Raw genomic sequence first — 24,077 nt, forward strand, 5'->3', positions numbered from 1 at the left:
CGGTGCCTCCCCCCACGCCTGCCGACCGCTACGGCTCCGACGTCCTCGCCACCGACTGGCGCGCTCCCAGAGGCGGCCGGGCCGTCGAGATCGACGCCGACCTCGGGCTGGTCGTGGAGGAGGTCGGCCGCGACTGGGTCGGCGAGATCGTCAAGGTCGAGCGCGACCTCGGCACCGTGACCCTGGAGGACCGCCACCGCAAGCGGCGCACCTTCCCGCTCGGCCCGGGCTTCCTGCTCGAGGGCCGCCCGGTCGTGCTCGTCGCCCCCACGCGCCAGGGCCCGCAGGCGGCCACCCGCACGGCGTCGGGCTCGGTGGCCGTGCACGGCACCAAGGCCCGCGTCGCCCGGGCCAGCCGGATCTTCGTCGAGGGCCGCCACGACGCCGAGCTGGTCGAGAAGGTCTGGGGCGACGACCTGCGCATCGAGGGCGTCGTCGTGGAGTACCTCGACGGCGTCGACGACCTGGGTGAGAAGCTCCGCGACTTCGGGCCCGGCCCCGAGCGCCGCGTCGGCGTGCTCGTCGACCACCTCGTCCGGGGCTCCAAGGAGAGCCGCATCGCCGACTCCGTGCGCCGCTCCCCGGTCGGCCAGCACGTGCTCATCGTCGGCCACCCCTTCATCGACATCTGGGCGGCGGTCAAGCCCGAGCGGCTCGGCAAGAAGGCCTGGCCGCAGGTGCCGCGCCACATCGAGTGGAAGAAGGGCGTGTGCCAGCAGTTCGGCTGGCCGCACCGCGAGCAGGCCGACATCGCCCGCGCCTGGAAGCACATCCTCGGTGGAGTGCGCGGCTTCCAGGACCTCGACCCCGCGCTGCTCGGCCGGGTGGAGGAGCTGATCGACTTCGTGACCGAGCCCGGCCACTGAGGTCGCCCGGCTCGGGCCCGGTCAGGTCAGGTCGCGGACCACGGCGTCGGCGAGCAGCCGGCCCTCGCGGGTGAGCACCAGCCGGTCGTCGCGTCGTACGCCGAGACCTCGCGCGACCACGTCGTCGACCCCCGTGGCGGGGACCAGCGACAGCGGCAGCCCGTCGCGCAGCCGGACCTCGAGCAGCACCCGCTCGAGGTGGCGGTCCTCGGGGCTCAGCGTCTCGCGGTCCTGGGCCGGCGACTCGCCGGCGGCCAGCCGGGCGGCGTAAGCGCTGGGGTGCTTGACGTTCCACCAGCGCTCGCCGTCCACGTGGGAGTGGGCGCCGGGGCCGATCCCCCACCAGCTCGCCGAGGTCCAGTAGAGCCCGTTGTGGCGGCACCGCGACTGCTCGCTCCGGGCCCAGTTGGACACCTCGTACCACCCCAGGCCGGCGGCGGTGAGCAGGTCGTCGACCAGGACGTACTTCTCCGCGAGGTCGTCCTCGTCGGGCATCGGGACCACGCCGGTGCGGACCTGGCGGGCCAGGCGGGTGCCGTCCTCCACGATGAGGGAGTACGCCGAGACGTGGTCGGGCCCGCTCGCGAGCGCCGCCTCCACCGAGGTGCGCCAGTCGGCGACCGACTCGCCGGGCGTGCCGTAGATCAGGTCGAGGCTGACCTGCTCGAAGCCGGCCTCGCGCGCCCACCGCACGGCCCGGTCGACACCTGCGGGGTCGTGGGTGCGCTCGAGCACGCGCAGCACGTGGCCGACCGCGGACTGCATCCCGAAGGAGACGCGCGTGAACCCCGCCTCGCGCAGCCGTGCCAGCGACTCCGGGGTGACGCTGTCGGGGTTGGCCTCGGTGGTGACCTCGGCGCCGTCGGCCAGCCCGAAGTGCTCGCGCAGGCTGTCCAGGACGCGCGTCAGGTCGTCGGCGGGCAGCAGCGTCGGGGTGCCGCCGCCGAGGAAGACCGTGTCGATCTCCGGGGCGTCCGGGCCGAGCGTCGCGGCGGCCAGCGCCACCTCGGCGACCGCGTGGTCGGCGTACGCCGCCTGGGAGCCGCCGCCGCCGAGCTCGGTCGCGGTGTAGGTGTTGAAGTCGCAGTAGCCGCACCGGCTCGCACAGAACGGCACGTGGACGTAGACCCCGAACGGGGTCCCAGGGGGCACGTGCACGGCTCCAGTCTCCCACCCGGTGCTGGGGCCGCGTCGTACGGTGGGCGGGGACGAAAGGGACCCGCCATGACTCCTCGACCCCGTCCGCTCCTCGCCCTCGCCCTGGCCGCCGTGCTGGGCGCCTCGCTCGCCGGTCCGGCCACCGCCGCCTCCGCCGAGCGGCGTCCACCCCGGGCCGAGCCGCCGAGCCGGATCGAGCTGCCCGACGGGTTCCAGCCCGAGGGCATCGAGGCGCGCGGACCGATCGCCTACCTCGGCTCGCGCGTCGACGGCGACGTCTACGCGGCCGACCTGCGCACCGGCACCGGCCGGGTGATCAGCCAGGGCGACGGGACGCCGGCCATCGGCCTCGAGCTCGGCCGCGGCACGGACCTGTGGGTGGCCGGAGGGGCCGACGGCGACGTCAAGGTGGTCGACGTCCGCACCGGCGCGACCACGGCGACCTACGAGCTCACCCCCGACCCCGCCCCGGGCACGAGCTTCGTCAACGACGTCGTGGTGACCGGCCGGGCGGCGTACGTCACGGACTCGCTGCAGGCGGCGCTGTTCCGCGTCTCCCCCGGCCCCCGCGGCACCGCCGAGGTGACCCGGCTGCCGCTGACCGGCGACTGGGTGCAGACCCCCGGCGTCAACAACGCCAACGGCATCGAGACCACGCCCGACGGGCGCGCGCTGCTGGTCGTGAACTCCAGCAACGGCCTGCTCTACCGCGTCGACCCGCGCACCGGCGTCGCCCGCCAGGTCGACCTCGGCGGCACCCTGCTGACCAACGGCGACGGCCTGCTGCGCGAGGGCCGCACGCTGTTCGCGGTCCAGAACCGGCTCAACCAGGTCGCCGAGCTCCGCCTGTCCCGCGACGGCCGCTCGGGCCGGCTGGTGCAGACCCTCACCTCCCCCGACTTCGACGTGCCGACCACGGTCGCCCGCTGGCGCGACGGCCTCTACCTGCCCAACGCGAGGTTCACCACCCCGGCGACCCCGACCACGGAGTACTGGGTCACCCGCGTCCAGGACTGAGCACCTACGCCGACCGGGCATTCGGCGTACGCCGTGGGGCGCCGACCGGGCGTTCGGCGTACGCGCACTGGGGCGGCATCTGGTGCGGTGCTGTGGTGCCCGAGTGCGCGGCACACGGCTTGTTCAGATGCCATAACTCCGCGTTACATGCGGGCCCGGCGGGCGTACGGCGGGCGGGCGCGCGGCGTACGCCGCTCAGACGGGGACGTTGAGCGTGGCGGTGTAGCCCTCCTCGACGCTGCCGGTGACCTTGGCCATCTGGAGCGAGTAGCCGTCACTGAAGACCATGTCGCTGGAGAGCGAGACCTGGCCGAGGTTCTGCACCGACGCCTCGTAGCCCTCCGTGGCGTAGACGGTCTCGCAGACGTCCTGGGGCAGCGCGAGCTGGGAGGTGCGCAGCTTCTCGCCCCCGCTCGTGGCGGCCTCGACGTCGGCGTACACCTCGAAGTGGACGTGCGGCCACCGGCCGGCGTAGCAGGAGGGGAAGATGCTGGCGAACTCCACCCAGCCCGTCGCGTCGGTGACCTGGACGCCGCGGAGGTAGTTCTGGTCGGCCACCTCGTCGTCGTACATCGAGTAGCGGCCCTCGCGGTCGGCGTGCCAGGCGTAGACCGCGGCGCCGGACAGGACGGTGGCGTCGTCACCGTCGAGGTCGTAGACCTTCATCCGGATGGTGAGCGGCACGCCCCCGGCGGTGCCGCTGGCCGAGCCGAAGCTCGTGGTGATGTCGCTGCGGACCACGCCGCTCTCGGAGAGCACGTCGGGCCCGTTGCTGCCGTCGCCCGGGTAGGGGCCGGCGGTCTCCTCGGGGATCTCGCCCTCGGCGACCGTGGTGGTCGACCCGCCGCCGTCGGGCGGGGTGCCGGGACCACCCGACGACGCGCCGGAGGACGACGAGGACGTGGACGCCTCCGACCCGCAGCCGACGACGGCGACCGCCCCGACCCCGCCGAACAGGGCCAGCAGGCCGCGACGGCCGAGGTTGCGCTCGACGATGCGCGGCAGGTCGTGGGACAGGCCGAGGTCGTGGGCCTCGACCTCGCCGTGCTCGTGGGCGGCGTGGTGGTGGGCGGGGACGGCGACAGGGGTGCGGGTGCGGCGGCTCATGGGCCGATCCTCACCCGCACCCCTGTGCGGTGGCTGTGCGAGACCTGGGTCAGGCGTACATGCCGTCGATGACGTCCTGGTGGTTGGTCTGCACGACGTTGCGCTTGACCTTCATCGAGGGGGTCAGCTCGCCCGACTCGACCGAGAGGTCGTGGTCGAGGAGCGTGAACTTCTTGATGGTCTCCCAGCGGTTGAGCTGGCCGTTGAGCTCCTCGACGTAGCCGTCGACCATCTGCTCGGTCTTCGGGTCGGCCACGATCTCGGCGTAGGACTTGCCGCCCAGGCCGTTCTCCTCGGCCCAGCCCACGATGGCGTCGGGGTCGAGGGTGACGAGCGCGACGCAGTAGTTGCGCTCGTCGCCGAAGACCATGAACTGGCTGGCGTAGGGGCACACGGCCTTGAACTTGGCCTCGATGGCCGGGGGCGCGATGTACTTGCCGCCGGAGGTCTTGAAGAGCTCCTTGATGCGGCCGGTGATCGTCAGGTAGCCCTCGTCGTCCAGGGCGCCCTTGTCGCCGGTGCGCAGCCAGCCGTCCTCGGTCAGCGTCTCGGCGGTCTGGTCGGGCAGGTTGTGGTAGCCGTCCATGATGCCGGGACCCTTGATCTGGATCTCGTCGTTGTCGCCGAGACGGACCTCGCTGCCGGGGACGACCGGGCCGACGGTGCCGAACTTGTAGTTGTCCGGGTGGTTGACGAACGAGCCGGCGGAGGTCTCGGTGAGGCCGTAGCCCTCGAGGATCAGGATGCCCGCGGCGTGGAACCACTCGGCGATGTCGCGGTTGAGCGCCGCGGCGCCGGAGATGAAGAACCGCACCCGTCCGCCGAAGCGGTCGCGGATCTTGGAGAAGACCAGCTTGTCGAACACGGCGTGCTGCAGCTTGAGCGGCAGCGGGACCGACTTGCCCTCGCGCTTGAGGGCGTCGACCTTGCGCCCGACGGCGAACGCCTGGTTGAAGATCTTCTCCTTGGCGCCGCCCTCGGCGGCCTGCATCGTGAGGATCCGGCCGTGGGCCTTCTCGAAGATGCGCGGGGCCGCGCCCATGAAGGTCGGCTTGACGATGGCGAGGTTCTCGATGATCTTCTCGACCCGGCCGTCGACGGCGGTCGCGAAGCCGCAGGCGAGCTGGGTGGAGAGCAGCACCTTGCCGAAGGAGTGGGCCATCGGCAGCCACAGGAACTGCAGGTCCTCCTCGCTGAGGATGCCCTGCGCCTCCATCGCGGCGCCCTCGTAGGTCCACGAGGAGTGCTTGAGCCGCACGCCCTTGGGCTTGCCGGTGGTGCCGGAGGTGTAGATCAGGGTGGCGAGCTGGTCGGGGCCGATGGCGTCCACGGCCCGGTCGACCGCGTCGCCCGACTCGGCGAGGTGCTTCGCGCCGAGGGTGGAGAGGTCGTCGAGGCTGAGCACCCAGTCGCCGTCGCCGGCGCCCTCGAAGAGCACCACCTTGTCGAGGTGGGGCAGCTCGGTGCGGTGCTGGCGCAGCTTCTCCAGCTGGCTCGCGTCCTCGGCGAAGACGATGCGGCACTCCGAGTCGGCCACGATGTAGGCGACGTCCTCGGCCATGGTCGAGGGGTAGACGGTCGTGGTGGCGCCGCCGGCGCACATGATGGCGAGGTCGGCGAAGATCCACTCCACCCGGGTGCCCGAGGCGATGCCCACGCGCTGCTCGGGCTGCAGGCCCAGCGCCAGCAGGCCCGCGGCGAGGTGCTCGACGCGGTCGCCGGTCTCCTTCCAGGTGATCGACGTCCACGGCTCGCCGTCGGCCGCGGGGTAGCGGTAGGCCTCCCGCTCGGGGGACTTCTGGACCCGCTCCCGGAACTGGACGGCCACGCTGGGCGGCCGGTTCTCGATGAAGGACGTGTCGGGCGTGACCGCTGACATGGGGGCTCCTGCCTGGGGCTGGCCGGGCCGTCTCGGAGGCCCGACACCTGGGTGACGTGGCAGTAACTTAGATCACAGGAGCAAGTCGGGCACCCCTCGGGGGCGACCCGATATCCCGGTCGCCACGACATGGTGGACGTGGGCAACCGACGCAAAGCCGACCCCGTCAGTAGGGTTCGGGTCATGGAGCTCGTCGACACCCCCCTGCCCGCCGTCGAGGACGCCCAGGTCGTCGTGCCGGCACCCGGGTCCGGCCCGGGCAACTGGGCCGGCGCCGCGTCGGCCGTGCTCGTCGACGGCGTCACCTACCTGACCTACCGCGTACGCCGCCCGCTCCCCGACGGCCGCGGGGTCGCCACCGTGGTCTCCCGGTCGACCGACGGCGTCACCTTCACCCCCGTGTGCGAGGTGATGCGCGACGACTTCGGCGCGGAGTCCTTCGAGCGCCCCGTCGTCTGCCGCCGCCCCGACGGCGGCTGGCGGCTCTACCTCTCCTGCGCCACCCCGGGCTCCAAGCACTGGTGGATCGAGGCGCTGGACGCCGACACCCCCGAGGAGCTGCCCCGCGGTCGCCGTACCGTCGTGCTGCCCGGGTCGGACACCGTCGCGGTGAAGGACCCCGTGATCACGCTGCGCGACGGCCGCTGGGAGATGTGGCTGTGCGAGCACCCGCTGACCGACCCCGGCCACGAGGACCGGATGTCGACGGCCTACCTCACCAGCGACGACGGCCTGGTCTGGGAGCGGCACGGCACCGTGCTCGAGCCCACCCCCGGCACCTGGGACGCCCGCGGCGCCCGCGTCACGACCGTGCTCTCCCACGACCCCCTCGTGGTCCTGTACGACGGCCGCCCGACCGCCGAGGACAACTGGCACGAGACCACCTCGGTCGCGCGCGCCGACGCCACCGGCGTGCTGCGCCCGGCCCCGGACGCACCGGTGCTGCGCTCCCCCGCCAGCGACGGGGCGATGCGCTACGCCAGCGCCGTGCCGCAGCCCGACGGCAGCACCCGCTTCTACGTCGAGGTCGCGCGCCCCGACGGGGCGCACGACCTCGTCACGTCACTGGCCCGCTGAGGCCTTCGACCGGCCGGCCGCCTGGCGGCTGGAGAACGACCCGCCGTCGCGGTACTCCCGCCACTGCGCGAACGACTCGCCGGTCAGCTCCTCGAGCAGCGCGATGTCCTCGAGGTGGGGCTGCAGCAGGAGGGTGCGCTGCTCGGGGGTGAGCCTGGGCCGCCCGGTCTCCCCGCCCTTGTGGAGCTGGTTGATCAGCGGCTTGCTGACGGTGCGCCAGACCTTCGGCGGCAGGAACTGGCCGACCGCGGCTCCGGCCCGGATCACCGGGCCGACGGTGCGGGCCCGCACCCCGTCCTTGACGAAGGGGCGGCTATTGTCCGAGGGGATCTGGGCGATCTCCTGCGTCTGCACCCCGAGGAAGTCGAAGACCCGGTTGAGCACCCGGTCGGGCTCGTCGACCAGCTCGCGGTAGCGCAGCACCAGCACCTGCTCGCGCGGGACGTGGTCGTAGAGGTCCTGCAGCTGCCGGCCGTACATCCCCATCGACTGGTAGTGCCAGAACGGCGCCCAGCCGTTGTCGATGCGCTCGGGCTCCTTGCGCACCGCCTCGACGATGTCGGCGCGCGGCTCGAGGCCGTCCATCCACAGGTGCATCCAGTTGGAGTACGCCCGGTCGACCGGGTCCCGCAGCACCGCGATCAGCTTGGCGTCGGGACGGTCGGCCGCGATCCGGCGGCGGGCGTCACGGTTGTAGAGGTAGAACGGCGTGCTCTCGCCGCGCAGCTGGTCCTCGCCCGCCCCGTCGAAGAGGTCGAGGTAGCGCTCGCGCTGCCAGATCCACTCCTGGTTGCTGTGGGCGTCGCCCGGACCCTTGTACGCCGGGGGCGGGGAGTCGCCGCACATGTAGTACTTCGGCTCCTTGACCCGGCTCAGGAACAGCTGCGGGTGGAGCGTCAGCGCGGCGTGGAGGGCGCTCGTGCCCGCCTTGGGTGCCCCGACCAGGAAGAAGTCGGGAGGTCGTCGACTCATGACGAAAGCCTACCCACTCTATGGACTAACAATGCGCGAGGCCACGAGATGGACGCTCAGCCGCCGACGTAGGCCTCCGCGCGACGCCGCGCCTCGGTCGTGAGCCCCTCGACGCGCAGCAGGTCCGGCAGCAGCGACCGCTCGGTGGTGAGTGCCCGGAACATCGTCGCGACCGTCACCCCGTGGCCGGGCTGGTGCACCACCTCGATCGGGTCGCCCACCTGGACCTCGCCCTCGTGGACGACGCGCAGGTAGGGGCCCGGTCGGCCGTCCTCGGTGAAGCGCCGGACCCAGCCCCGGTCGTCGAAGCCGTGGCGACGCTGCCAGGTCTTGAAGTCGTTGCAGGGCGTGCGGACCGAGGCCACCTCGAGCACGGCGGTGCCGACGCGCCACCGCTCCCCCACCTCGGACTCGTTGACGTCGAGCCCGCGGGTGGTGAGGTTCTCGCCGAAGTGCCCGTCGGGGACCTCCTGGCCCAGCCGATCGGCCCAGCGGTCGAGGTCCTCGCGGGCGAAGGCGTAGACCGCCCTGTCGATCCCGCCGTGGTGGCGGGTGTCGGAGACCTCGTCGCCCTCCAGGCCGAGCCGGCCCACGGCCACCGGCCCCGTGACCTGGTGCTTGTCGATCGAGGTGCGGCCGATCCCGGCCCACGCGGCGGGGCGGGGACGACCGACGTTGACGGAGACCACCTGCACGCGGACATGGTCTCAGGAACCCGCCGGAAGTTTTTTTCGCGCGGGGTGTCGTGTGTGGCCCTCCCCGTTCGTGGAGAGGGTGAGACCGGGCGCACCGGGCGCCCGGCCCGAGCAAGGAGCACCGACATGACGCAGTACCTCCTCTCCGTCCACACCGACTTCGACGACGTGGCCGGCACCACCGAGGCCGAGATGCAGCAGGCCTTCGCCCAGGTCGACGCCTTCAACACCGAGCTGCAGGCCAGCGGCAGCTGGGTCTTCGCCGGTGGCCTCACGCCGCCCTCGGACGCCACGGTGGTCGACGCCACGGGCTCCGACGCGGTGCTGACCGACGGCCCGTACGCCGAGACCAAGGAGGTCCTCGGCGGGTTCTGGGTCATCGACGTCGCCGACCTCGACGCGGCGCTGGAGGTCGCGAAGAGGGCCTCGGCCGCCTGCATGGGCAAGGTCGAGGTGCGCCCCTTCCAGGGCGAGTGAGCACCCCCGCCCCGGTCGGGCTGTCGGCTGTGTTCCGTGCCGAGCACGGACGCGTGGTCGCCGGCCTGGCCCGGCGCCTGGGCGACCTCGACCTGGCCGAGGACGCGGTGGGCGAGGCCCTCGTCGTGGCCGCCGAGCGGTGGCCGGTCGACGGGGTGCCGCCCAACCCGGGTGCCTGGTTGACCACCGTGGCCCGCAACAAGGCCCTGGACCGGCTGCGACGCGAGCAGCGCCGCGACCTTAAGCACGCCGAGGCGCAGATGGTCTCCGACCCCACCCCGCACGAGCCCACCGGACCCGTGGCGGACGACCGGCTCCGGCTGGTGTTCACCTGCTGCCACCCGGCGCTGGCCCCCGAGGCCCGGGTGGCGCTCACGCTGCGGCTGCTCGGCGGGCTCACCGTGCCCGAGATCGCCGCGGCCTACCTGGTCCCCGAGACCACGATGGCCCAGCGCCTGACCCGGGCGAAGCAGAAGATCGCCCGGGCCGGCATCCCCTACCGGGTCCCGGCGGCATCGGACCTCCCCGAGCGGCTCGACGGCGTGCTGGCCGTGCTCTACCTCGTCTTCAACGAGGGCTACCTCTCCCACTCGGGCCAGGCGGTGCGCGAGGACCTGACCGGCGAGGCGATCCGGCTGGCGCGGCAGCTGCACGAGATGGTGCGGCACACGCCGTCGCTCGGTGCTCAGCCCGAGGTCGACGGCCTGCTCGCGCTGATGCTGCTCACGGAGGCCCGCCGCCCGGCCCGGGTGGCCGAGGGACGGCTGGTGCCGCTCGCCGAGCAGGACCGCACCCGCTGGGACGCCGCCCTCGTCGACGAGGGGCACCGTCTGGTCCGGGGCTGCCTGGCGCTGGGGCGGCCCGGGCCCTACCAGCTCCAGGCGGCGGTCAACGCGGTGCACACCGACGCCCTCGACGCCTCGATGACCGACTGGTCGCAGGTCGTGCAGCTCTACGACCAGCTGCTCGCGCTGCGCCCGACCCCCGTGGTGGCGCTCAACCGGGCGGCCGCGGTGGCCGAGGTCGACGGGCCGGAGGTCGCGCTGGGCGTGGTCGACCGGCTGCCGCTGGAGCGCTACCACGCCTGGCACGCCACCCGGGCCGACCTGCTGCGACGGCTCGGACGGCACGAGGAGGCGCGGACGGCGTACGACGCGGCGATCGGGCTGGCCGGCAACGACGCCGAGCGGGCCTTCCTCGCCGGCCGCCGGGACGGCCTGGGCCGCGGCCCGACCTAGTCCTGGACCGCCTTGGCCACGGTGACCGCCCGGGTCACGACCGCGGCGTCCGCGAGCGCCCCGGCCGCGTCGGCGAGCACGCGCACCACCACCCAGGCCCGGGCGCGGTCCTCGTCGAGCCCGGCGGTGTCGACCAGTGCGTGGAAGCGCTGCCGCAGCCCGTCGCGGACGCCGACGCCCCCGGGCAGCGAGAGCTCGTCGTAGCGGTGGGTCAGCATCGGTGCCGGCTCGTAGTGCCGGTCGCCGCTCAGCGGACGCGGGTCGACGACCAGCCACGGCTCGCGGTCGCCCGCCAGCACGGTGCCGTAGTGCAGGTCGCCGTGCACCAGGGTGCCGTCGGTCGCCGGGTCGCCCGCGAGGTCGCGGGCCAGCCCGGCCGCCTGCTCGACCAGCCGGCGCGGCAGCGGGGCCGAGCGGGGCAGGGCGGCGAGGTGGTCGGCCACCCGGGCGGCGTACGCCGAGAGCAGGCGCAGCTGCGGCGTGGCCCGCACGTGCAGCCGGCCGTAGAGCCCCGCCACCACCTCGCAGGCCTCGACGTCCCAGGCGTCGGCGAGGTCCTCGGCGTGCAGCCGCTCGAGCAGCAGCGCCCCCTGGTGCGGGTCGGCCCGCAGCAGCCGGGCGGCGCCGGCGCCGTCCCAGCGGCGCAGCGCGAGGTGCTCCTCGGGCGCCGCGCCCAGCTTGAGGGAGGCCGGGGTGCCGGCCTCGGTGCGCACCGGCTGCACCGTCGCCGCGCCCCGGCGCGTCACCGGGCCGTCGGCACGCAGCTCCCACGCGCGGCGTACACCCTCGAGCGGATCGGCGCTGGACATCCCGGCGATCGTGCCACGCCGGTCTGGTCCAGGTGCGGGTCGGTGTGACAACGCCACCCGGTCGGGGCACGGAGATGATGGGCTCCCCTCATGCCCCCCACCGTCACGCCGGCCGCCCCCGCGACCGGGCTGACCCAGCTCCCCGCCCGCGAGCTCGCCGCCCTGGTCCGCCTCGGTCGGCTCTCGGCCCCGGACGTGCTCGCCGCCCACCTCGACCGGCTGGCCCTCGTCGCCCCGGGGCTCGCCGACACTCGGCGCGCCGCCGCCCAGGTGGTGCGGCTGGACACCCGGCTGCGCCACGGCCTGCCCGGCGGCGCCCTGGCCGGGGTCCCGGTGCTGGTCCGTCCCGACCTCCTCGCCGCGGCCCGGCTGACGGCGGCCGGCGCGGTCGTGCTCGGCTGCCGCGACCTGAGCGACGCCGCCGCGGCCGCCGCCGTCGCCGCGGTCACCGACGGCGTGCTGCCCCTGGCGCTGGTCGCGGCCGGCCCGGCCGGGTCGTTCGCCCCCGACCTGGTGCGGCTCGACCTGACCGTGGGCGAGGAGCGGGTGCGGGTGCTGGCCCGGGACGTGCGCGACGCCGGGCTCGTCCTCGGCGTGCTGGACGCGGCGTACGGGACGGACTCGGTGCTCTCGCTGCCCCGCGCCGACCACGCCGTGGCGCTGCCCGAGGCCGAGGCCCGGCTGCTCGCGGCGGCCGCGCGGGTGCCGCGGGCCTGACCCGGTGGCTACGGTGGGCGCCGTGACCACGACCGCCCCCGCCCCCGAGCGCCAGGCGTCCGACCCGACGGCCCAGGACCCGGTCACCTCGCTCTTCGCCAGCCGGAGCGTCACCGAGCACGTGCTGCGCGGCCTGCTCGGCCTGGCGCTCGTGGTGGTGGCGCTGTGGCAGGCGGCCGCGCACCCCGCGGCCCTGCTGCTGCTCGTGCCCGCCGCCGTGGCCTGGCGGGGCTGCCCGACCTGCTGGGCGCTCGGCCTGGCCGCGACCGTGTCCCGCTGTCGCGCCGCAGCCGGCGCGGGCTGCGCCGACGGGTCCTGCCGGCGATGACGGTCCGCACCCGCACCCTCGACGTCACCCACCTCGTGGTCGGGGCCGGGGCGACCGGCCTGGCCTTCACCGACGCGCTGATCGACCACTCCGACGCCCGGGTGGCGCTGGTCGACCGCCGGCCGGGCGTGGGCGGCCACTGGCGCGAGGCCTACCCGTTCGTGAGGCTGCACCAGGCCTCGTCGTTCTACGGCGTCGCCTCCACGGTGCTGGCCGAGGGACGCACCCAGACCGAGGGCCCCGAGGCGGGCCTGCACGTCCGCGCCGACCAGCCCACCATCCAGGCCTACTACGACGACGTCGTGCAGCGCCGGATGCTCGACAGCGGCCGGGTCGAGCTGTTCGCCGGCTGCGACTACCTCGGCGACCGCAGCTTCGTCTCGGTGGAGACCGGCACCGTCCACCTCGTGCCCGAGGACTGCCGCGTCGTCGACGCGCGCTACCTCGCCCCGCGGATCCCCGCCGAGACCCCGCCCCGCTTCGTGGTGGGCGCCGGGGTGCAGGTCGTGCCCGTCAACGACCTCCCGGCCCTGGAGCACGACCCGAGCCAGTACGTCGTCGTCGGCTCCGGCAAGACCGCCACCGACGCCTGCGTCTGGCTGCTCGGACGGGGCGTCGACCCCGACCGGATCTGCTGGGTCCGCCCGCGCGACCCCTGGATGCTCAACCGCGCGCTGATCCAGCCCGACCCCGAGGTCTACCTCGGGATGGTCGCGGAGATGATGCGGCTGGCCGCCTCGGCCGAGACCCTCGAGGGCCTGTTCCTCGACCTCGAGGAGGCCGGCATCATGCTCCGGGTCGACCGCACCGTCACCCCGAGCATGGCCAAGGCGCCCACGCTCGGCACCTGGGAGCTCGACCTGCTCCGCACGATCGGTCACGTCGTACGCCGGGGGCACGTCGTCTCGGTCGAGCGCGGCCGGCTCCGGCTGACCGAGGGCTCGGTGGAGATCGCCGAGGACGCCGTAGTGGTCAACTGCGCCGCCGACGGGCTGCGCTCGCGGCCGCGGCTGCCGGTCTGGGGCCAGCAGGCGATCACGCTGCAGCCGGTCCGCGCCGGGTTCCCCTGCTTCGGCGCCGCGCTGACCGGCTACGTCGAGGCCACCCGCCCCGCCGGGCCGGAGGGCGACGCCGAGAAGAACCGGCTGTGCCCGCCGTCGTCGTTCGGCAACACGCTGGCCGACTGGGCCCGGATGAACGTCCTCGGCACCCGTAGCGCCGCCTCCTTCGGCGCCGAGCCCGACGTCAAGGCGTGGTCGGACCGGGTCGCCCTCAACCCCGCGCGGGTGCCGCCCGAGCACCCGGGCTCGCCCGCGCTCGACGCCGCCCGCGAGGGCCTGGCGCGCTGGACCACCCCCGGCGTCACCCGCCTGGCCGCCCTCGGCGGCCTGGGAGGGGGTGCCTGATGGTCGCCAGCCGCTCCGCGCGCGAGCGCAAGGCCGGCGTCGAGGCCGGGCCCCTGGCCCGCGTCGTCGTCGACGTCGACCGCACCCGGGCCTTCGTCTACAAGATCAGCTGCACGACCTGCACGACCAAGGGCGACAAGCCCTGGGGGGCGTACCGTCCGGGCGGCGACAACGGCTACCTCGCCGCCATGGACCGCTGGACGTTTCACCTCGTGGAGCGGCACCCGGGCACCGAGGCGCCGTGCCTGACCTACCTCGCCGACGCGCAGCAGCGGCTGCACGAACGGCGCGAGGGATCGGCCCCGACGCCCTCCCCCGACGCCTAGGCTGGAGCCCCCGACCCCAGGAGTCCGCGTGTGCGGCATCGCAGCGGTGCACGACCTCTCGCCCGACGCCCCTGACCCCGGCCGCCGGCGCCGCTCGCGCGAGCTCGGTGAGCAGCTGCTCTCGCGGCTGCACCACCGCGGGCCCGACGGCTCGGGCACCCGCCAGGTCGGCCCCACCTGGCTGGGCCACACCCGGCTGGCGATCGTCGACCTCGACGGCGGCGAGCAGCCGCTGCGCAGCCAGGACGGACGGCGCTGGGTGGTGGCCAACGGCGAGATCTACAACCACGAGGCGCTGCGCGCCGAGCTGGGCGGCCCCTTCGCCACCGGGTCCGACTCCGAGGTGGTGCTCCGGGTGCTGGAGCGGCGCGGCACGGCGGGCGTGCACGACCTCAAGGGCATGTACGCCTTCTGCACCGCCACCGGCGACGGCGAGGTGGTGCTGGCCCGCGACCCGCTGGGCGTGAAGCCGCTCTACTGGGCGCGCCACGAGGACCGGGTGCTGGCCGCCTCCGAGCTGGTGGCGTTCCCCGAGGCGCTGCGCGGGCTGGTCGAGGAGTTCCCGCCCGGGCACCACTGGACCCCCGAGCAGGGCCTGATGCCGTTCGTCGACCTGCGGACCGACCCGCTCGGGCTCGACGCACCGGCGGCGCCGGCGTACGAGGACCGGGAGCAGGCGCGGGTCGCCGTCCGCGAGACGCTGGTGAGCAGCATCGGCGCGCGGATGATGGCCGACGTGCCGGTCGGCGTCTTCCTCTCCGGTGGGCTCGACTCCAGCATCGTCGCGGCGGTCCTGGCGAGGCTGGCCCGGACGACGGACGGGCCCGGGGCCGTCGTACGCTCCTTCGCCGCCGGCACCGAGGGCAGCTCCGACCTGGCCGCCGCCCGCGTCGTGGCCGAGCACCTCGGCCTGGACCACCACGAGCGGGTCTACACCGACGACGACGTCGTGGCGGTGCTGCCCGAGGTGGTCCGCTCGATCGAGAGCTACGAGCCGTCGCTGGTGCGCAGCGCGGTGCCCAACTACCTGCTCGCCGAGCTCGCCGCCCGGCACCTCAAGGTCGTGCTGACCGGCGAGGGGGCCGACGAGCTGTTCGCGGGCTACCACCACTTCCGCGACCTGGACGCGGTCGCGCTCGGCGAGGCGCTGGCCGACGGCGTCGACGGGCTGCACCACCTCAACCTGCAGCGCTGCGACCGCGTCACCATGGCCCACGGGCTCGAGGCGCGGGTGCCGTTCCTGTCCCGCGAGCTGCTGGCCGTGGCGCAGCGGGTCCCGCTGGAGTGGAAGCTGCTCGGCGAGGACGGCCAGGAGCAGGCGCAGGAGAAGGCGCTGCTCCGCGAGGCCTTCGCCGGCTGGCTGCCCGAGAGCATCCTGTGGCGCCGCAAGGAGCAGTTCGGCGACGGCTCCGGCACCGCCGAGGTGATGGCCCGCCAGGCCGCCCGGCTGGTGCCCGACGCCGACTGGGAGCGGGTGCGGATCCCCGGCCTGCCCCCCGCCCGGACCCGCGAGGAGCTCGGCTACCAGCGCATCTTCGCCGAGCACCTGGGCGGCATCCGCGCCGAGCAGGTCCTGGGCCGGTTCGCGACCGCCTGAGCCCCGATGACGCCGTACGACGCCCCGCCGGGCACCAGCGACGCGCGCGCGACCGCCCGGGCCGTGCGCCGCGGCGAGCGCTGCGCCGAGGAGGTCCTCGAGGCCCACCTCGAGGTGGTCGCGCGGCTCAACGCCGAGGTCAACGCCCTGGTCCATGTCGACGCCGAGGGTGCGCTCGCGGCGGCCCGCGCGCTCGACGAGCGGGTCGCGGCGGGGATCCGGCCGGGCGCCCTGGCCGGGGTGCCGGTGGTGGTCAAGGACAACATCGACGTCGGCGGCCAGACGACCGCGGCCGGATCGGCGGGCCGGTTGCCGGTGAGCGCGGTCCGCGACGCCACCGTGGTGACCCGGCTGCGGGCCGCCGACGCGATCCTGCTCGGCCGGGCCAACATGGACGAGCTGGCCATGGGCGCCTCGACGCAGACCTCCGCCTTCGGACCCACGCGCAACCCGCTGGACCACCGCCGCAGCCCCGGCGGGAGCAGCGGTGGCTCGGCGGCCGCGGTCGCCTCGGGGATGGCGCCGCTCGCGCTCGGCACCGACACCGGCGGCTCGGTCCGCGAGCCCGCCTCGCAGTGCGGGCTGGTCGGCATCGCCCCCTCGCAGGGCCGGTTCCCGATGCGCGGGGTGCTGCCGTTCGCGCCCGGCTTCGACACGGTCGGTCCGCTGGGCCGGTCCGTGGGCGACGTACGGCTGGCCACGGAGGTGCTGGTCGGCCGCCGGCTGCGCTCGCGTCTCGGCGGGCGGGTGCGGCTCGGCGTACCGCAGGAGCTGTGCGGGCCGGCCAACCAGCCCGGCGTCCTGGAGCGGTTCGACGAAGCCCTGGAGCGGCTGCGGGGGCTCGGGTGCGTGGTCGACCCCGTCTCGCTGCCGACCGCGCCCCGCGGCCTCGACGCCTACATGAAGCTGACCTCGGTGGCGGCGCTGCCCGTGCTGCGCCAGGGGGTGCAGACCCCCCACGCGGGCGCCGAGGTGGTGCGCCGCCACGAGTACGCCGACCACCTCCGCCGCCACGGCCGCGACCTGCTCGAGGCGGCCGAGCGCGACCGCCACTGGCTCCGCGCCGAGACCCGCGCGGCGCTGGCCGAGCACGACCTGCTGGTCTCCCCCACCATGCCGACCACCGCCCCGCTGCTGTTCGGCGACCTCACGCCCGAGGACCTCACCGACCCGATGGCCCGGCCCTACACGGACTGCTGGACGGTGGTCACCAGCCTCGGCGGCTTCCCCTCGCTGTCGGTCCCGATGGGCACCTCGCCGGCCGACGGCATGCCGGTCGGGCTGATGCTCGCCGGACCGCCCGGCTCCGACGCCGACCTGCTCGCGCTCGGCGCCCGGTTCCTGGGCGAGCCGGGGGGCTGAGGCAGCTCGGGCCCGGGCCCGCAGCCGCAGCCCGGCGTACGCCCGACACCGATGAAGCCGGACACCACCAGGCAGAACCACGCCACCGCGCGCCAGGACGTGGAGCCCAGGTCGAGCGGGTGCGAGCCGCCCGGCCGCACGCTGCGTCCGAGGGGCGGGCCCGCGGGGCGCACCGATGAGACCCGTCCCCCACCACGGTCCACCCCGGCATGAGCGACGAGAGCGTGAGCGCCACCCGCATCCTGGCCGCGTCCCGCGCTGCCGTGTTCGCCGTCCTCACCGACCCCGCCCAGCACGCCGGTATCGACGGCACCGGATGGGTGACCGCGGCGGTGGACCGGCGGCGGATCACCGGGGTGGGCAACCACTTCCGGATGGCGATGTACCACCCGGACCACGTCGACGGCGCCTACGAGACCGTCAACGAGGTCATCGCCCACGAGGAGGCGCGGGTGGTCGCCTGGCGCACCGGCTACGTCGAGGCGGAGTCGGGGGAGCTGCGCTTCGGCGGCTGGTGGTGGCGCTACGACCTGACGCCGGTCGGCTTGGGTGACACCGAGGTCACGTTGACCTACGACTGGTCCGAGGTCGGCCCGGGGCCCCGCGAGTACCTCACCTTCCCGGGGTTCGCCGACGGCCACCTCGAGCGCTCGCTCGCCCACCTCGCCGAGCTGGTGGCCGGCGCCTGACGGGTGGCCTGCTCGGGTGCGCCGCGACGCGGGGAGCCCCGGACGTCATACGAACTGGTGCCTGGAGGCCACGTTGCGCATGACGTCCCGCGACGTGTCATACGAGCTGGCGGCTGAGGGCACCGATCCGTATGACGCTCCCGCTCGGCGCCGCGACGCCGGCCGCCCGGCGTCCGCCTACTTCTTCTTGTCCGGCGGGCCGGAGGTGGAGAGGGCGGCGATGAACGCCTCCTGGGGGACCTCGACGCGGCCGACCATCTTCATCCGCTTCTTGCCCTCCTTCTGCTTCTCCAGCAGCTTGCGCTTGCGGGTGATGTCGCCGCCGTAGCACTTGGCGAGCACGTCCTTGCGGATCGCGCGGATGGTCTCGCGAGCGATCACGCGGGCGCCGATGGCGGCCTGGATCGGCACCTCGTACTGCTGCCGCGGGATCAGCTCGCGCAGCTTGCCGGCGAGCATCACGCCGTAGCCGTACGCCGCGTCGCGGTGCACGATCGCGCTGAACGCGTCGACGGTCTCGCCCTGCAGCAGGATGTCGACCTTGACCAGGTCGGCCGCCTGCTCGCCGGTGGGCTCGTAGTCGAGGGAGGCGTAGCCCTTGGTCTTGGACTTCAGCTGGTCGAAGAAGTCGAAGACGATCTCACCCATGGGCAGCGTGTAGCGCATCTCCACGCGGTCCTCGGAGAGGTAGTCCATGCCCTCGAGCTGGCCGCGCTTGGACTGGCAGAGCTCCATGATGACGCCGATGTAGTCGCTCGGGCTGAGGATCGTGGCCTTCACGACGGGCTCGCGGACCTCGGCGATCTTGCCGCCGTTGGGGTACTCGCTCGGGTTGGTGACGACCTGCTCGGTGCCGTCCTCCATGAGCACGCCGTAGACCACGTTGGGGGCCGTCGAGATCAGGTCGAGGTCGAACTCGCGCTCGAGCCGCTCGCGCACGATCTCCATGTGGAGCAGGCCGAGGAAGCCGCAGCGGAAGCCGAAGCCCAGGGCGCCGGAGGTCTCGGGCTCGTAGGCCAGCGCGGCGTCGTTGAGCTGCAGCCGCTCCAACGCGTCGCGCAGCGTCGGGTAGTCGTCGCCGTCGATCGGGTAGAGCCCCGAGTAGACCATCGGGTTGGGGTGCTTGTAGCCACCCAGCGCCTCGGTCGCGCCGTGGTGCTGGCTGGTGACGGTGTCGCCGACCCGGGACTGACGCACGTCCTTCACCCCGGTGATGAGGTAGCCCACCTCGCCGACGCCGAGGTCGCCGGCCTTGACCGGCTCGGGGCTGATCACGCCCACCTCGAGCATCTCGTGGACGACGCCGTTGGACATCATCTTGATGCGGTCGCGGTGGGTGAGCTTGCCGTCGACGACGCGGACGTAGGTCACCACGCCGCGGTAGGTGTCGTAGACCGAGTCGAAGATCAGCGCGCGCGGCGGGGCGTCGGGGTCGCCCACCGGACGCGGGGTCTGGGACACGATCTCGTTGAGCAGCAGCTCGACGCCCATGCCGGTCTTGGCGCTGACCTGGAGCACGTCGCCGGGGTCGCAGCCGATGATGCCGGCCAGCTCCGCGGCGTACTTCTCGGGCTGGGCGTTGGGCAGGTCGATCTTGTTGAGCACCGGGATGATGTGCAGGTCGGCGCCGATGGCGAGGTAGAGGTTGGCCAACGTCTGCGCCTCGATGCCCTGGGCGGCGTCGACCAGCAGGATCGCGGCCTCGCAGGCCTCGAGCGAGCGCGACACCTCGTAGGTGAAGTCGACGTGGCCCGGGGTGTCGATCATGTTCAGGACGTAGGTGCCGGGCTCGGCGTCGTGCACCGTGGCGGCCTCGTCGGTCACCGTCCAGGGCATCCGGACGGCCTGGCTCTTGATGGTGATGCCGCGCTCGCGCTCGATGTCCATCCGGTCGAGGTACTGCGCCCGGGCCGCGCGCTCGTCCACCACACCGGTCAGCTGCAGCATCCGGTCGGCCAGCGTCGACTTGCCGTGGTCGATGTGGGCGATGATGCAGAAGTTGCGGATGATCGCGGGGTCGGTCTTGCCCGGGGCGGGCGCGTGGGCGTTCAGGGTCACGGAGTGCTCTCGGGACGGTGGGTGCGGCCGGGCCATCCTCCCACGCCGGGCCCCGTCCCCCGGCCCTCACCCGGCGGTCCCCAGCCGGAGCCGCGGGGGCGACCTCGCCGACGCTGGTCACTCGGCGCTGGTCAGCGCCTCCGTGGTCTTGGCGATGGCGAAGCCCCAGGCCTGGGAGACGGTCGGCGAGGGCGGCAGCGCCACCTCGTCGGGGTTGGTCACGACGTCGAGGAGCACCGGGCCCTCGTGGGCGAAGGCCTCGCGTACCGCCTCGTCCACGTCGCCGGGCCGCTCGACCCGCACGGCGTGGAGTCCCATGGCGCGCGCGACGGCGGCGAGGTCGGGGTTGCGCAGCACGGTGCCGAACTCGGGCAGACCGACCTGCTCCATCTCCAGCTTGACCATTCCCAGCCGCCCGTTGTCGAAGACCACGAGCTTGACCGGGAGGTCGTAGGCCACGGCCGTGGCCAGGTCGCCCAGCAGCATCGTCAGCCCCCCGTCGCCGCACATCGCGACGGCCTGGCGACGCCGGTCGAGCGCGCTGGCACCGAGGGCCTGCGGCATCGCGTTGGCCATCGAGCCCAGGTTGTAGGAGCCCAGCAGCCGCCGGGTGCCGGTCATCCGCACGAACCGCGAGAACCACACTGTGGCCATCCCGGTGTCGGTGGTGAAGACGGCGTCGGAGGCGGCGTGCCGGTCGACCGCGGCGGCCAGCAGCTCGGGCCTGATCAGGGCGTCGGGGTTGTCGACCTTGCGGCGCAGCAGCCCCTTCGGGGTGTGGTCGTACGCCGGGTCGGCCAGCGCCTGCTGCGACTCCTGCCACGACAGGTACTCCTCGCGCACCGCGTCCAGGTGCGACCGGTCCCGGCCCTCCCGCAGCAGCGGCAGCAGCGCCTGCACGCCGAGCCCGGCGTCGCCGACCAGCGGCAGGTCGACCGCGAGACGGCGACCGATGTGCGAGCCACGCACGTCCAGCTGCACCACGGTCTTCCCCTCGGGCAGGAAGTCGCGGTAGGGGAAGTCGGTGCCGATCAGCACCAGCGCGTCGCAGTCCGCGAACGCCGTCGCCGTCGCGGGATTGCCGAGCAGGCCCGACTGGCCCACCTCGAACGGGTTGTCGTCCTCCAGGCCCTCCTTGGCCTTGAGGCTCAGCACCATCGGCGCGGCCAGCCGGTCCGCCAGCCGGAGCACCTCCTCGCGCGCGTCGATCGCCCCGAGACCGACGAGGAGCGTGACCTTGTCGGCCGCGTCCAGGGCCGAGGCGGCGGACTGCACCGCGGCCGGGTCGGGCACGGCCCGGGGCGACTGGCGCACGAACCGGGGCACCGGGGTGTCCTTCGGGAGGTCCAGTCCGCCCACGTCGCCCGGCAGCGTGAGCACGGCCACGCCGCGGTGCTGCAGCGCGGCGTTGCCGGCGGCCTCGATCAGGGCGGGCAGCTGGTCGACGTGGGTCACCGTCTGGTTGAACACCGCGACGTCGGCGAAGAGCGCGTCGTTGTCGACCTCCTGGAAGAACTCGCTGCCCATCTCCTCCCGCGGCACCTGGCCGCACACCGCCAGGACGGGGGCGTGCGACTTCTTCGCGTCGTACAGGCCGTTGAGGAGGTGGATGGCGCCGGGCCCGACGGTGCCCATGCACACCGCGAGGTCGCCGGTGAGCTGGGCCTGGGCGGCGGCTGCGAAGGCCCCCACCTCCTCGTGGCGCACCCCGATCCACTCGATGCGGTCCTCCCGTCGGATGGCGTCGGTGACCGGGTTGAGCGCGTCGCCCACCACGCCCCACACCGACCTCACGCCGTGCTCGGCCAGGGACTCGATCAACAGCTCGGCGACGGTGGGCACGCGGACTCCTCGGGGGACGGTGACGGGCGTCGCCCCGGATCCGGAGCCGCCGTGGCGGATGTACCCGGACCACCGGCCGACGCACGCCCCGACGCGATTTGGCCGCCCCGGAGCCACGCTGGTAATCTCGGCGATCGTGTCTGGCCGCTCCGGCGAGCAGGCCGACCCCATGACTCAGCACCACATCCACACCCGACCCAGACGAGGCGAGCCTGCAGTGGCCAACATCAAGTCCCAGATCAAGCGCAACCGTCAGGCCGACGCCGCGCACGAGCGCAACAAGTCGGTCAAGACCGCGCTGAAGAGCGCCGTGCGCAAGTTCCGCCAGGCCGCCGAGTCCGGCGACGCCGACCAGGCCAAGACCCTCGCCGCCGCCGCCGGTCGCCAGCTCGACAAGGCCGCCAGCAAGGGCGTCATCCACAAGAACCAGGCCGCCAACCGCAAGTCGGCGATGGCCAAGAAGGCCGCTTCGCTCTGAGGTAGCCCCCGCAGCACCAGGCGTCGCACCCCCTCGGGTGCGGCGCCTTCGTGCGTCCCGGGCTCCCCGCGACCGTCAGCGGCGCGGCCGGGCCCGGACCACGTCGAGCACCATCTTCTCCAGCGCGTACGCCGCGTCGCTGGCCTGGCCCTTGACGTCGGCGTCGGCCCGGGCGACCGAGCGGATCGCGCGCCCCACCCCGTCGGCGTCCCAGCCGTGCGACTGGCGACGCAGCACGTCGATCTTCCACGGCGGCACCCCGACCTCCCGGGCGAGGTCGTTGTTGCGCATCCCCCGGGGAGCGCCCATGAACTTGGCCAGCCCGCGCAGGCTGCCCGCCAACGCGCTGGTCACCAGCACCGGCGCGGTGCCGCGCTCCAGCGCCCACCGGAGCTCCTCGAGCGCCTTGGCCGCCTGGCCGTGCAGGGCGAGGTCGGCGACCGCGAACGACTTGGCCTCGGCCCGGCCGCCGAAGTAGCGCTTGACCATCTCGGTGGTCAGGGTCGAGCCCTCGAAGTCGCTCGCCAGCTGGTGGGCGGCCGCGGCCAGCGAGCGCAGGTCCTGACCGACGGCCTGCACCAGGAACTCGGCGGCGTCGGGCTCGATCCGCGAGCCGTGGCCGCGCAGCTCCTGGCCGACGAAGCCGGGCAGCTCGCTCGGTCGTGGCGAGGCCGACTTGACCTCCACGACGCGCTCCAGCTTGCGCAGCCGGGTCAGCACCCCGCTGCCCTTCTGGCCACCGCCGTGGGCCAGGACCAGCGCCACGTCGTCGGCCGGTGAGGCGGCGTACTGCAGGAGGCCGGGGACCGACTCCTCGGGCAGCTCCTCGAGCCGGCGCACGACCACGCAGCGGATGCTGGAGAACAGCGACGGGGCGGCGAGGTCGCCGAGCACGGCCATGGTGAGCGTCGCGGCGTCGGTCTCGGACAGCTCGGCGTCGGCGTCGTGGCGGCGGACCTGCTCGCGGACCGCGCGCACGGCGCGCTCCCCCAGGAACTCCTCCGGACCGGTCACCAGGGTCACGTGACCCAGCGCCGGCCGGCTCTCCGCACGTGCCATGGCCCGACCTTCTCACGCGGCGCCGACAGCCGGCGGACGCAGGGTCAGGGGGTGAGGTGGCCGGCCACGACCGTGCGGGTCGTGCCGCCGACCCAGAGCGCGCCGCCGTCGTCGCGCTCGACGTGCACGCGGCCGTCGCGACCCACCGCAGTGCCCTGCCGGGCGACGTAGGAGGCGGGCAGGACGCCCTCGCCGACCAGCCACACGGCGAACCCGGCGTTGAGGCTGCCGGTCACCGGGTCCTCCGGGACCGCGAGGCCGGGGCAGAACGCCCGCACCTCGTACGCCGCCCGGAGGTGCTCCGCCTCGGCCGTGTCGTGGGCGCCGATCACCCCCAGCTCCAGCCCCTGCATGGCCGCGAAGTCGGGCGCGAGGTCGAGCACCGTCCGGGCGTCGCGCAGCTGCAGCCCCAGCCACCCCGGCCCGTTGTCGATCCACGCCGCCCGCAGCACCAGGGCGGGATCGACCCGCAGCGCCGCCACCGCCCGCGCGAGGGTCGCGTCGTCGACCGGGCCGGACCGGAGGAACCCCGGCGCGCGGAACGACCGGCGTTCCGCGCCGGGACGGGCGCGCACCTCGACCAGCCCGAGGCCGCACTCCTGCACCGCCACGCCCTCGCGGGCCGGCACGCCGCCCGCCTCGAGCCAGGCGTGGGCGGTGCCCAGCGTCGGGTGACCGGCGAACGGCAACTCCTCGGCGGGGGTGAAGATCCGCACCCGGTAGTCCGCGCCAGACTCCCGCGGCGGCAGCAGGAACGTCGTCTCGCTCAGGTTGGTCCACCGGGCGAAGGCCGCCAGGGTCCCGTCGTCGAGCCCGTCGGCCCCGTGCACCACGGCGACCGGGTTGCCGCTGAGCGGGCCGTTCGCGAAGACGTCGACCCAGGACACGGGGAGGCTGACCATGCGGGCCAGCCTGGCAGG

At 74.2% G+C, this 24,077-nt stretch carries 23 protein-coding genes; 13 read left to right on the forward strand and 10 right to left on the reverse strand.

Going from position 1 to position 24,077, the window contains the following annotated elements; translation table 11 throughout:
* Window positions 1–2: 2 nt before the first annotated feature.
* Window positions 3–866: a DUF3097 domain-containing protein gene (locus tag ASG49_RS16670; protein WP_056544133.1), complete on the forward strand. Its 864-nt coding sequence runs from the start codon at window positions 3–5 to the stop codon at window positions 864–866.
* Window positions 867–887: 21 nt separating this feature from the next.
* Here the strand turns inward: ASG49_RS16670 and hemW are convergent, their stop codons facing one another.
* Window positions 888–2,024: a radical SAM family heme chaperone HemW gene (gene hemW / locus ASG49_RS18765; protein WP_056544136.1), complete on the reverse strand. Its 1,137-nt coding sequence runs from the start codon at window positions 2,022–2,024 to the stop codon at window positions 888–890.
* A gap of 66 nt (window positions 2,025–2,090) precedes the next feature.
* Between hemW and ASG49_RS18770 the strand changes: the two genes are divergently transcribed.
* A complete protein-coding gene (locus ASG49_RS18770; RefSeq protein ID WP_056544139.1) occupies window positions 2,091–3,041 on the forward strand; it encodes an SMP-30/gluconolactonase/LRE family protein in 951 nt (316 codons plus the stop codon).
* Window positions 3,042–3,236: 195 nt separating this feature from the next.
* On the opposite strand, the gene ASG49_RS16685 is transcribed toward ASG49_RS18770, so the two are convergent.
* The gene (locus ASG49_RS16685; RefSeq protein WP_082534223.1) at window positions 3,237–4,148 is read right to left on the reverse strand and encodes a hypothetical protein; all 912 of its coding nucleotides are present in this window, start codon (window positions 4,146–4,148) and stop codon (window positions 3,237–3,239) included.
* 49 nt (window positions 4,149–4,197) lie between these two features.
* Window positions 4,198–6,027, reverse strand: coding sequence for a long-chain fatty acid--CoA ligase (locus tag ASG49_RS16690; RefSeq protein WP_056544140.1), 1,830 nt, complete (start codon window positions 6,025–6,027; stop codon window positions 4,198–4,200).
* Between the two features lie 183 nt (window positions 6,028–6,210).
* Here ASG49_RS16690 and ASG49_RS16695 point away from each other — a divergent pair, with 183 nt between their 5' ends.
* Complete coding sequence (locus ASG49_RS16695; RefSeq protein WP_056544143.1) at window positions 6,211–7,104, forward strand: hypothetical protein; 894 nt, start codon at window positions 6,211–6,213, stop codon at window positions 7,102–7,104.
* Here ASG49_RS16695 and ASG49_RS16700 read toward each other — a convergent pair.
* Both ASG49_RS16700 and ASG49_RS16705 read right to left on the reverse strand, forming a co-directional pair.
* On the reverse strand, window positions 7,090–8,076 hold the full coding sequence (locus tag ASG49_RS16700) for a sulfotransferase (RefSeq protein ID WP_056544146.1): 987 nt from the start codon (window positions 8,074–8,076) through the stop codon (window positions 7,090–7,092). The genes ASG49_RS16695 and ASG49_RS16700 overlap by 15 nt on opposite strands.
* A gap of 56 nt (window positions 8,077–8,132) precedes the next feature.
* Entirely contained in the window at window positions 8,133–8,771 is a 639-nt protein-coding gene (locus tag ASG49_RS16705) for an MOSC domain-containing protein (RefSeq protein WP_056544149.1), read from the reverse strand.
* Between the two features lie 126 nt (window positions 8,772–8,897).
* On the opposite strand from ASG49_RS16705, the gene ASG49_RS16710 reads away from it, so the two are divergent.
* Together ASG49_RS16710 and ASG49_RS16715 are read left to right on the forward strand one after the other, a co-directional pair.
* Window positions 8,898–9,248 carry a YciI family protein gene (locus ASG49_RS16710; RefSeq protein WP_056544151.1) on the forward strand — a complete coding sequence of 117 codons (351 nt, stop codon included), beginning with the start codon at window positions 8,898–8,900 and terminating at the stop codon, window positions 9,246–9,248.
* Window positions 9,245–10,486 carry an RNA polymerase sigma factor gene (locus ASG49_RS16715; RefSeq protein ID WP_056544154.1) on the forward strand — a complete coding sequence of 414 codons (1,242 nt, stop codon included), beginning with the start codon at window positions 9,245–9,247 and terminating at the stop codon, window positions 10,484–10,486. Before ASG49_RS16710 ends, ASG49_RS16715 begins: the two co-directional genes overlap by 4 nt.
* Here the strand turns inward: ASG49_RS16715 and ASG49_RS16720 are convergent.
* Window positions 10,483–11,295: an aminoglycoside phosphotransferase family protein gene (locus ASG49_RS16720; RefSeq protein WP_082534224.1), complete on the reverse strand. Its 813-nt coding sequence runs from the start codon at window positions 11,293–11,295 to the stop codon at window positions 10,483–10,485. The genes ASG49_RS16715 and ASG49_RS16720 overlap by 4 nt on opposite strands.
* Before the next feature lie 90 nt (window positions 11,296–11,385).
* On the opposite strand from ASG49_RS16720, the gene ASG49_RS16725 reads away from it, so the two are divergent.
* The 7 genes from ASG49_RS16725 to ASG49_RS16755 all read left to right on the forward strand — a co-directional run bounded on the left by ASG49_RS16725 (window position 11,386) and on the right by ASG49_RS16755 (window position 17,720).
* Window positions 11,386–12,012, forward strand: coding sequence for a hypothetical protein (locus ASG49_RS16725; protein ID WP_056544157.1), 627 nt, complete (start codon window positions 11,386–11,388; stop codon window positions 12,010–12,012).
* A gap of 22 nt (window positions 12,013–12,034) precedes the next feature.
* The gene (locus ASG49_RS16730) at window positions 12,035–12,340 is read left to right on the forward strand and encodes a hypothetical protein (protein ID WP_200936362.1); all 306 of its coding nucleotides are present in this window, start codon (window positions 12,035–12,037) and stop codon (window positions 12,338–12,340) included.
* Window positions 12,337–13,746, forward strand: coding sequence for an NAD(P)-binding protein (locus tag ASG49_RS16735; protein WP_056544160.1), 1,410 nt, complete (start codon window positions 12,337–12,339; stop codon window positions 13,744–13,746). Before ASG49_RS16730 ends, ASG49_RS16735 begins: the two co-directional genes overlap by 4 nt.
* Window positions 13,746–14,072 (forward strand): hypothetical protein, encoded by a 327-nt coding sequence (locus ASG49_RS16740; protein WP_056544163.1) that lies wholly within the window; start codon window positions 13,746–13,748, stop codon window positions 14,070–14,072. Before ASG49_RS16735 ends, ASG49_RS16740 begins: the two co-directional genes overlap by 1 nt.
* A 28-nt stretch (window positions 14,073–14,100) precedes the next feature.
* The gene (gene asnB, locus ASG49_RS16745) at window positions 14,101–15,669 is read left to right on the forward strand and encodes an asparagine synthase (glutamine-hydrolyzing) (RefSeq protein ID WP_082534225.1); all 1,569 of its coding nucleotides are present in this window, start codon (window positions 14,101–14,103) and stop codon (window positions 15,667–15,669) included.
* Between the two features lie 6 nt (window positions 15,670–15,675).
* On the forward strand, window positions 15,676–17,031 hold the full coding sequence (locus ASG49_RS16750; protein ID WP_056544166.1) for an amidase: 1,356 nt from the start codon (window positions 15,676–15,678) through the stop codon (window positions 17,029–17,031).
* Between the two features lie 209 nt (window positions 17,032–17,240).
* The gene (locus ASG49_RS16755) at window positions 17,241–17,720 is read left to right on the forward strand and encodes an SRPBCC family protein (protein ID WP_056544171.1); all 480 of its coding nucleotides are present in this window, start codon (window positions 17,241–17,243) and stop codon (window positions 17,718–17,720) included.
* A gap of 177 nt (window positions 17,721–17,897) precedes the next feature.
* Here the strand turns inward: ASG49_RS16755 and lepA are convergent, their stop codons facing one another.
* A complete protein-coding gene (gene lepA / locus ASG49_RS16760) occupies window positions 17,898–19,814 on the reverse strand; it encodes a translation elongation factor 4 (protein WP_056544175.1) in 1,917 nt (638 codons plus the stop codon).
* An 81-nt stretch (window positions 19,815–19,895) separates the two neighbouring features.
* Window positions 19,896–21,620 carry a thiamine pyrophosphate-dependent enzyme gene (locus ASG49_RS16765; protein ID WP_056544177.1) on the reverse strand — a complete coding sequence of 575 codons (1,725 nt, stop codon included), beginning with the start codon at window positions 21,618–21,620 and terminating at the stop codon, window positions 19,896–19,898.
* A gap of 217 nt (window positions 21,621–21,837) precedes the next feature.
* Between ASG49_RS16765 and rpsT the strand changes: the two genes are divergently transcribed.
* Window positions 21,838–22,098, forward strand: coding sequence for a 30S ribosomal protein S20 (gene rpsT, locus ASG49_RS16770; protein WP_056544179.1), 261 nt, complete (start codon window positions 21,838–21,840; stop codon window positions 22,096–22,098).
* A gap of 75 nt (window positions 22,099–22,173) precedes the next feature.
* On the opposite strand, the gene holA is transcribed toward rpsT, so the two are convergent.
* Window positions 22,174–23,157 carry a DNA polymerase III subunit delta gene (holA, locus tag ASG49_RS16775; RefSeq protein WP_056544183.1) on the reverse strand — a complete coding sequence of 328 codons (984 nt, stop codon included), beginning with the start codon at window positions 23,155–23,157 and terminating at the stop codon, window positions 22,174–22,176.
* Between the two features lie 44 nt (window positions 23,158–23,201).
* Window positions 23,202–24,059, reverse strand: a complete 858-nt coding sequence (locus tag ASG49_RS16780; RefSeq protein WP_056544185.1) for a PhzF family phenazine biosynthesis protein — start codon at window positions 24,057–24,059, stop codon at window positions 23,202–23,204.
* Window positions 24,060–24,077: the final 18 nt, after the last annotated feature.

The organism is Marmoricola sp. Leaf446, assembly GCF_001424755.1.
Classification (GTDB): Bacteria; Actinomycetota; Actinomycetes; order Propionibacteriales; family Nocardioidaceae; genus Marmoricola.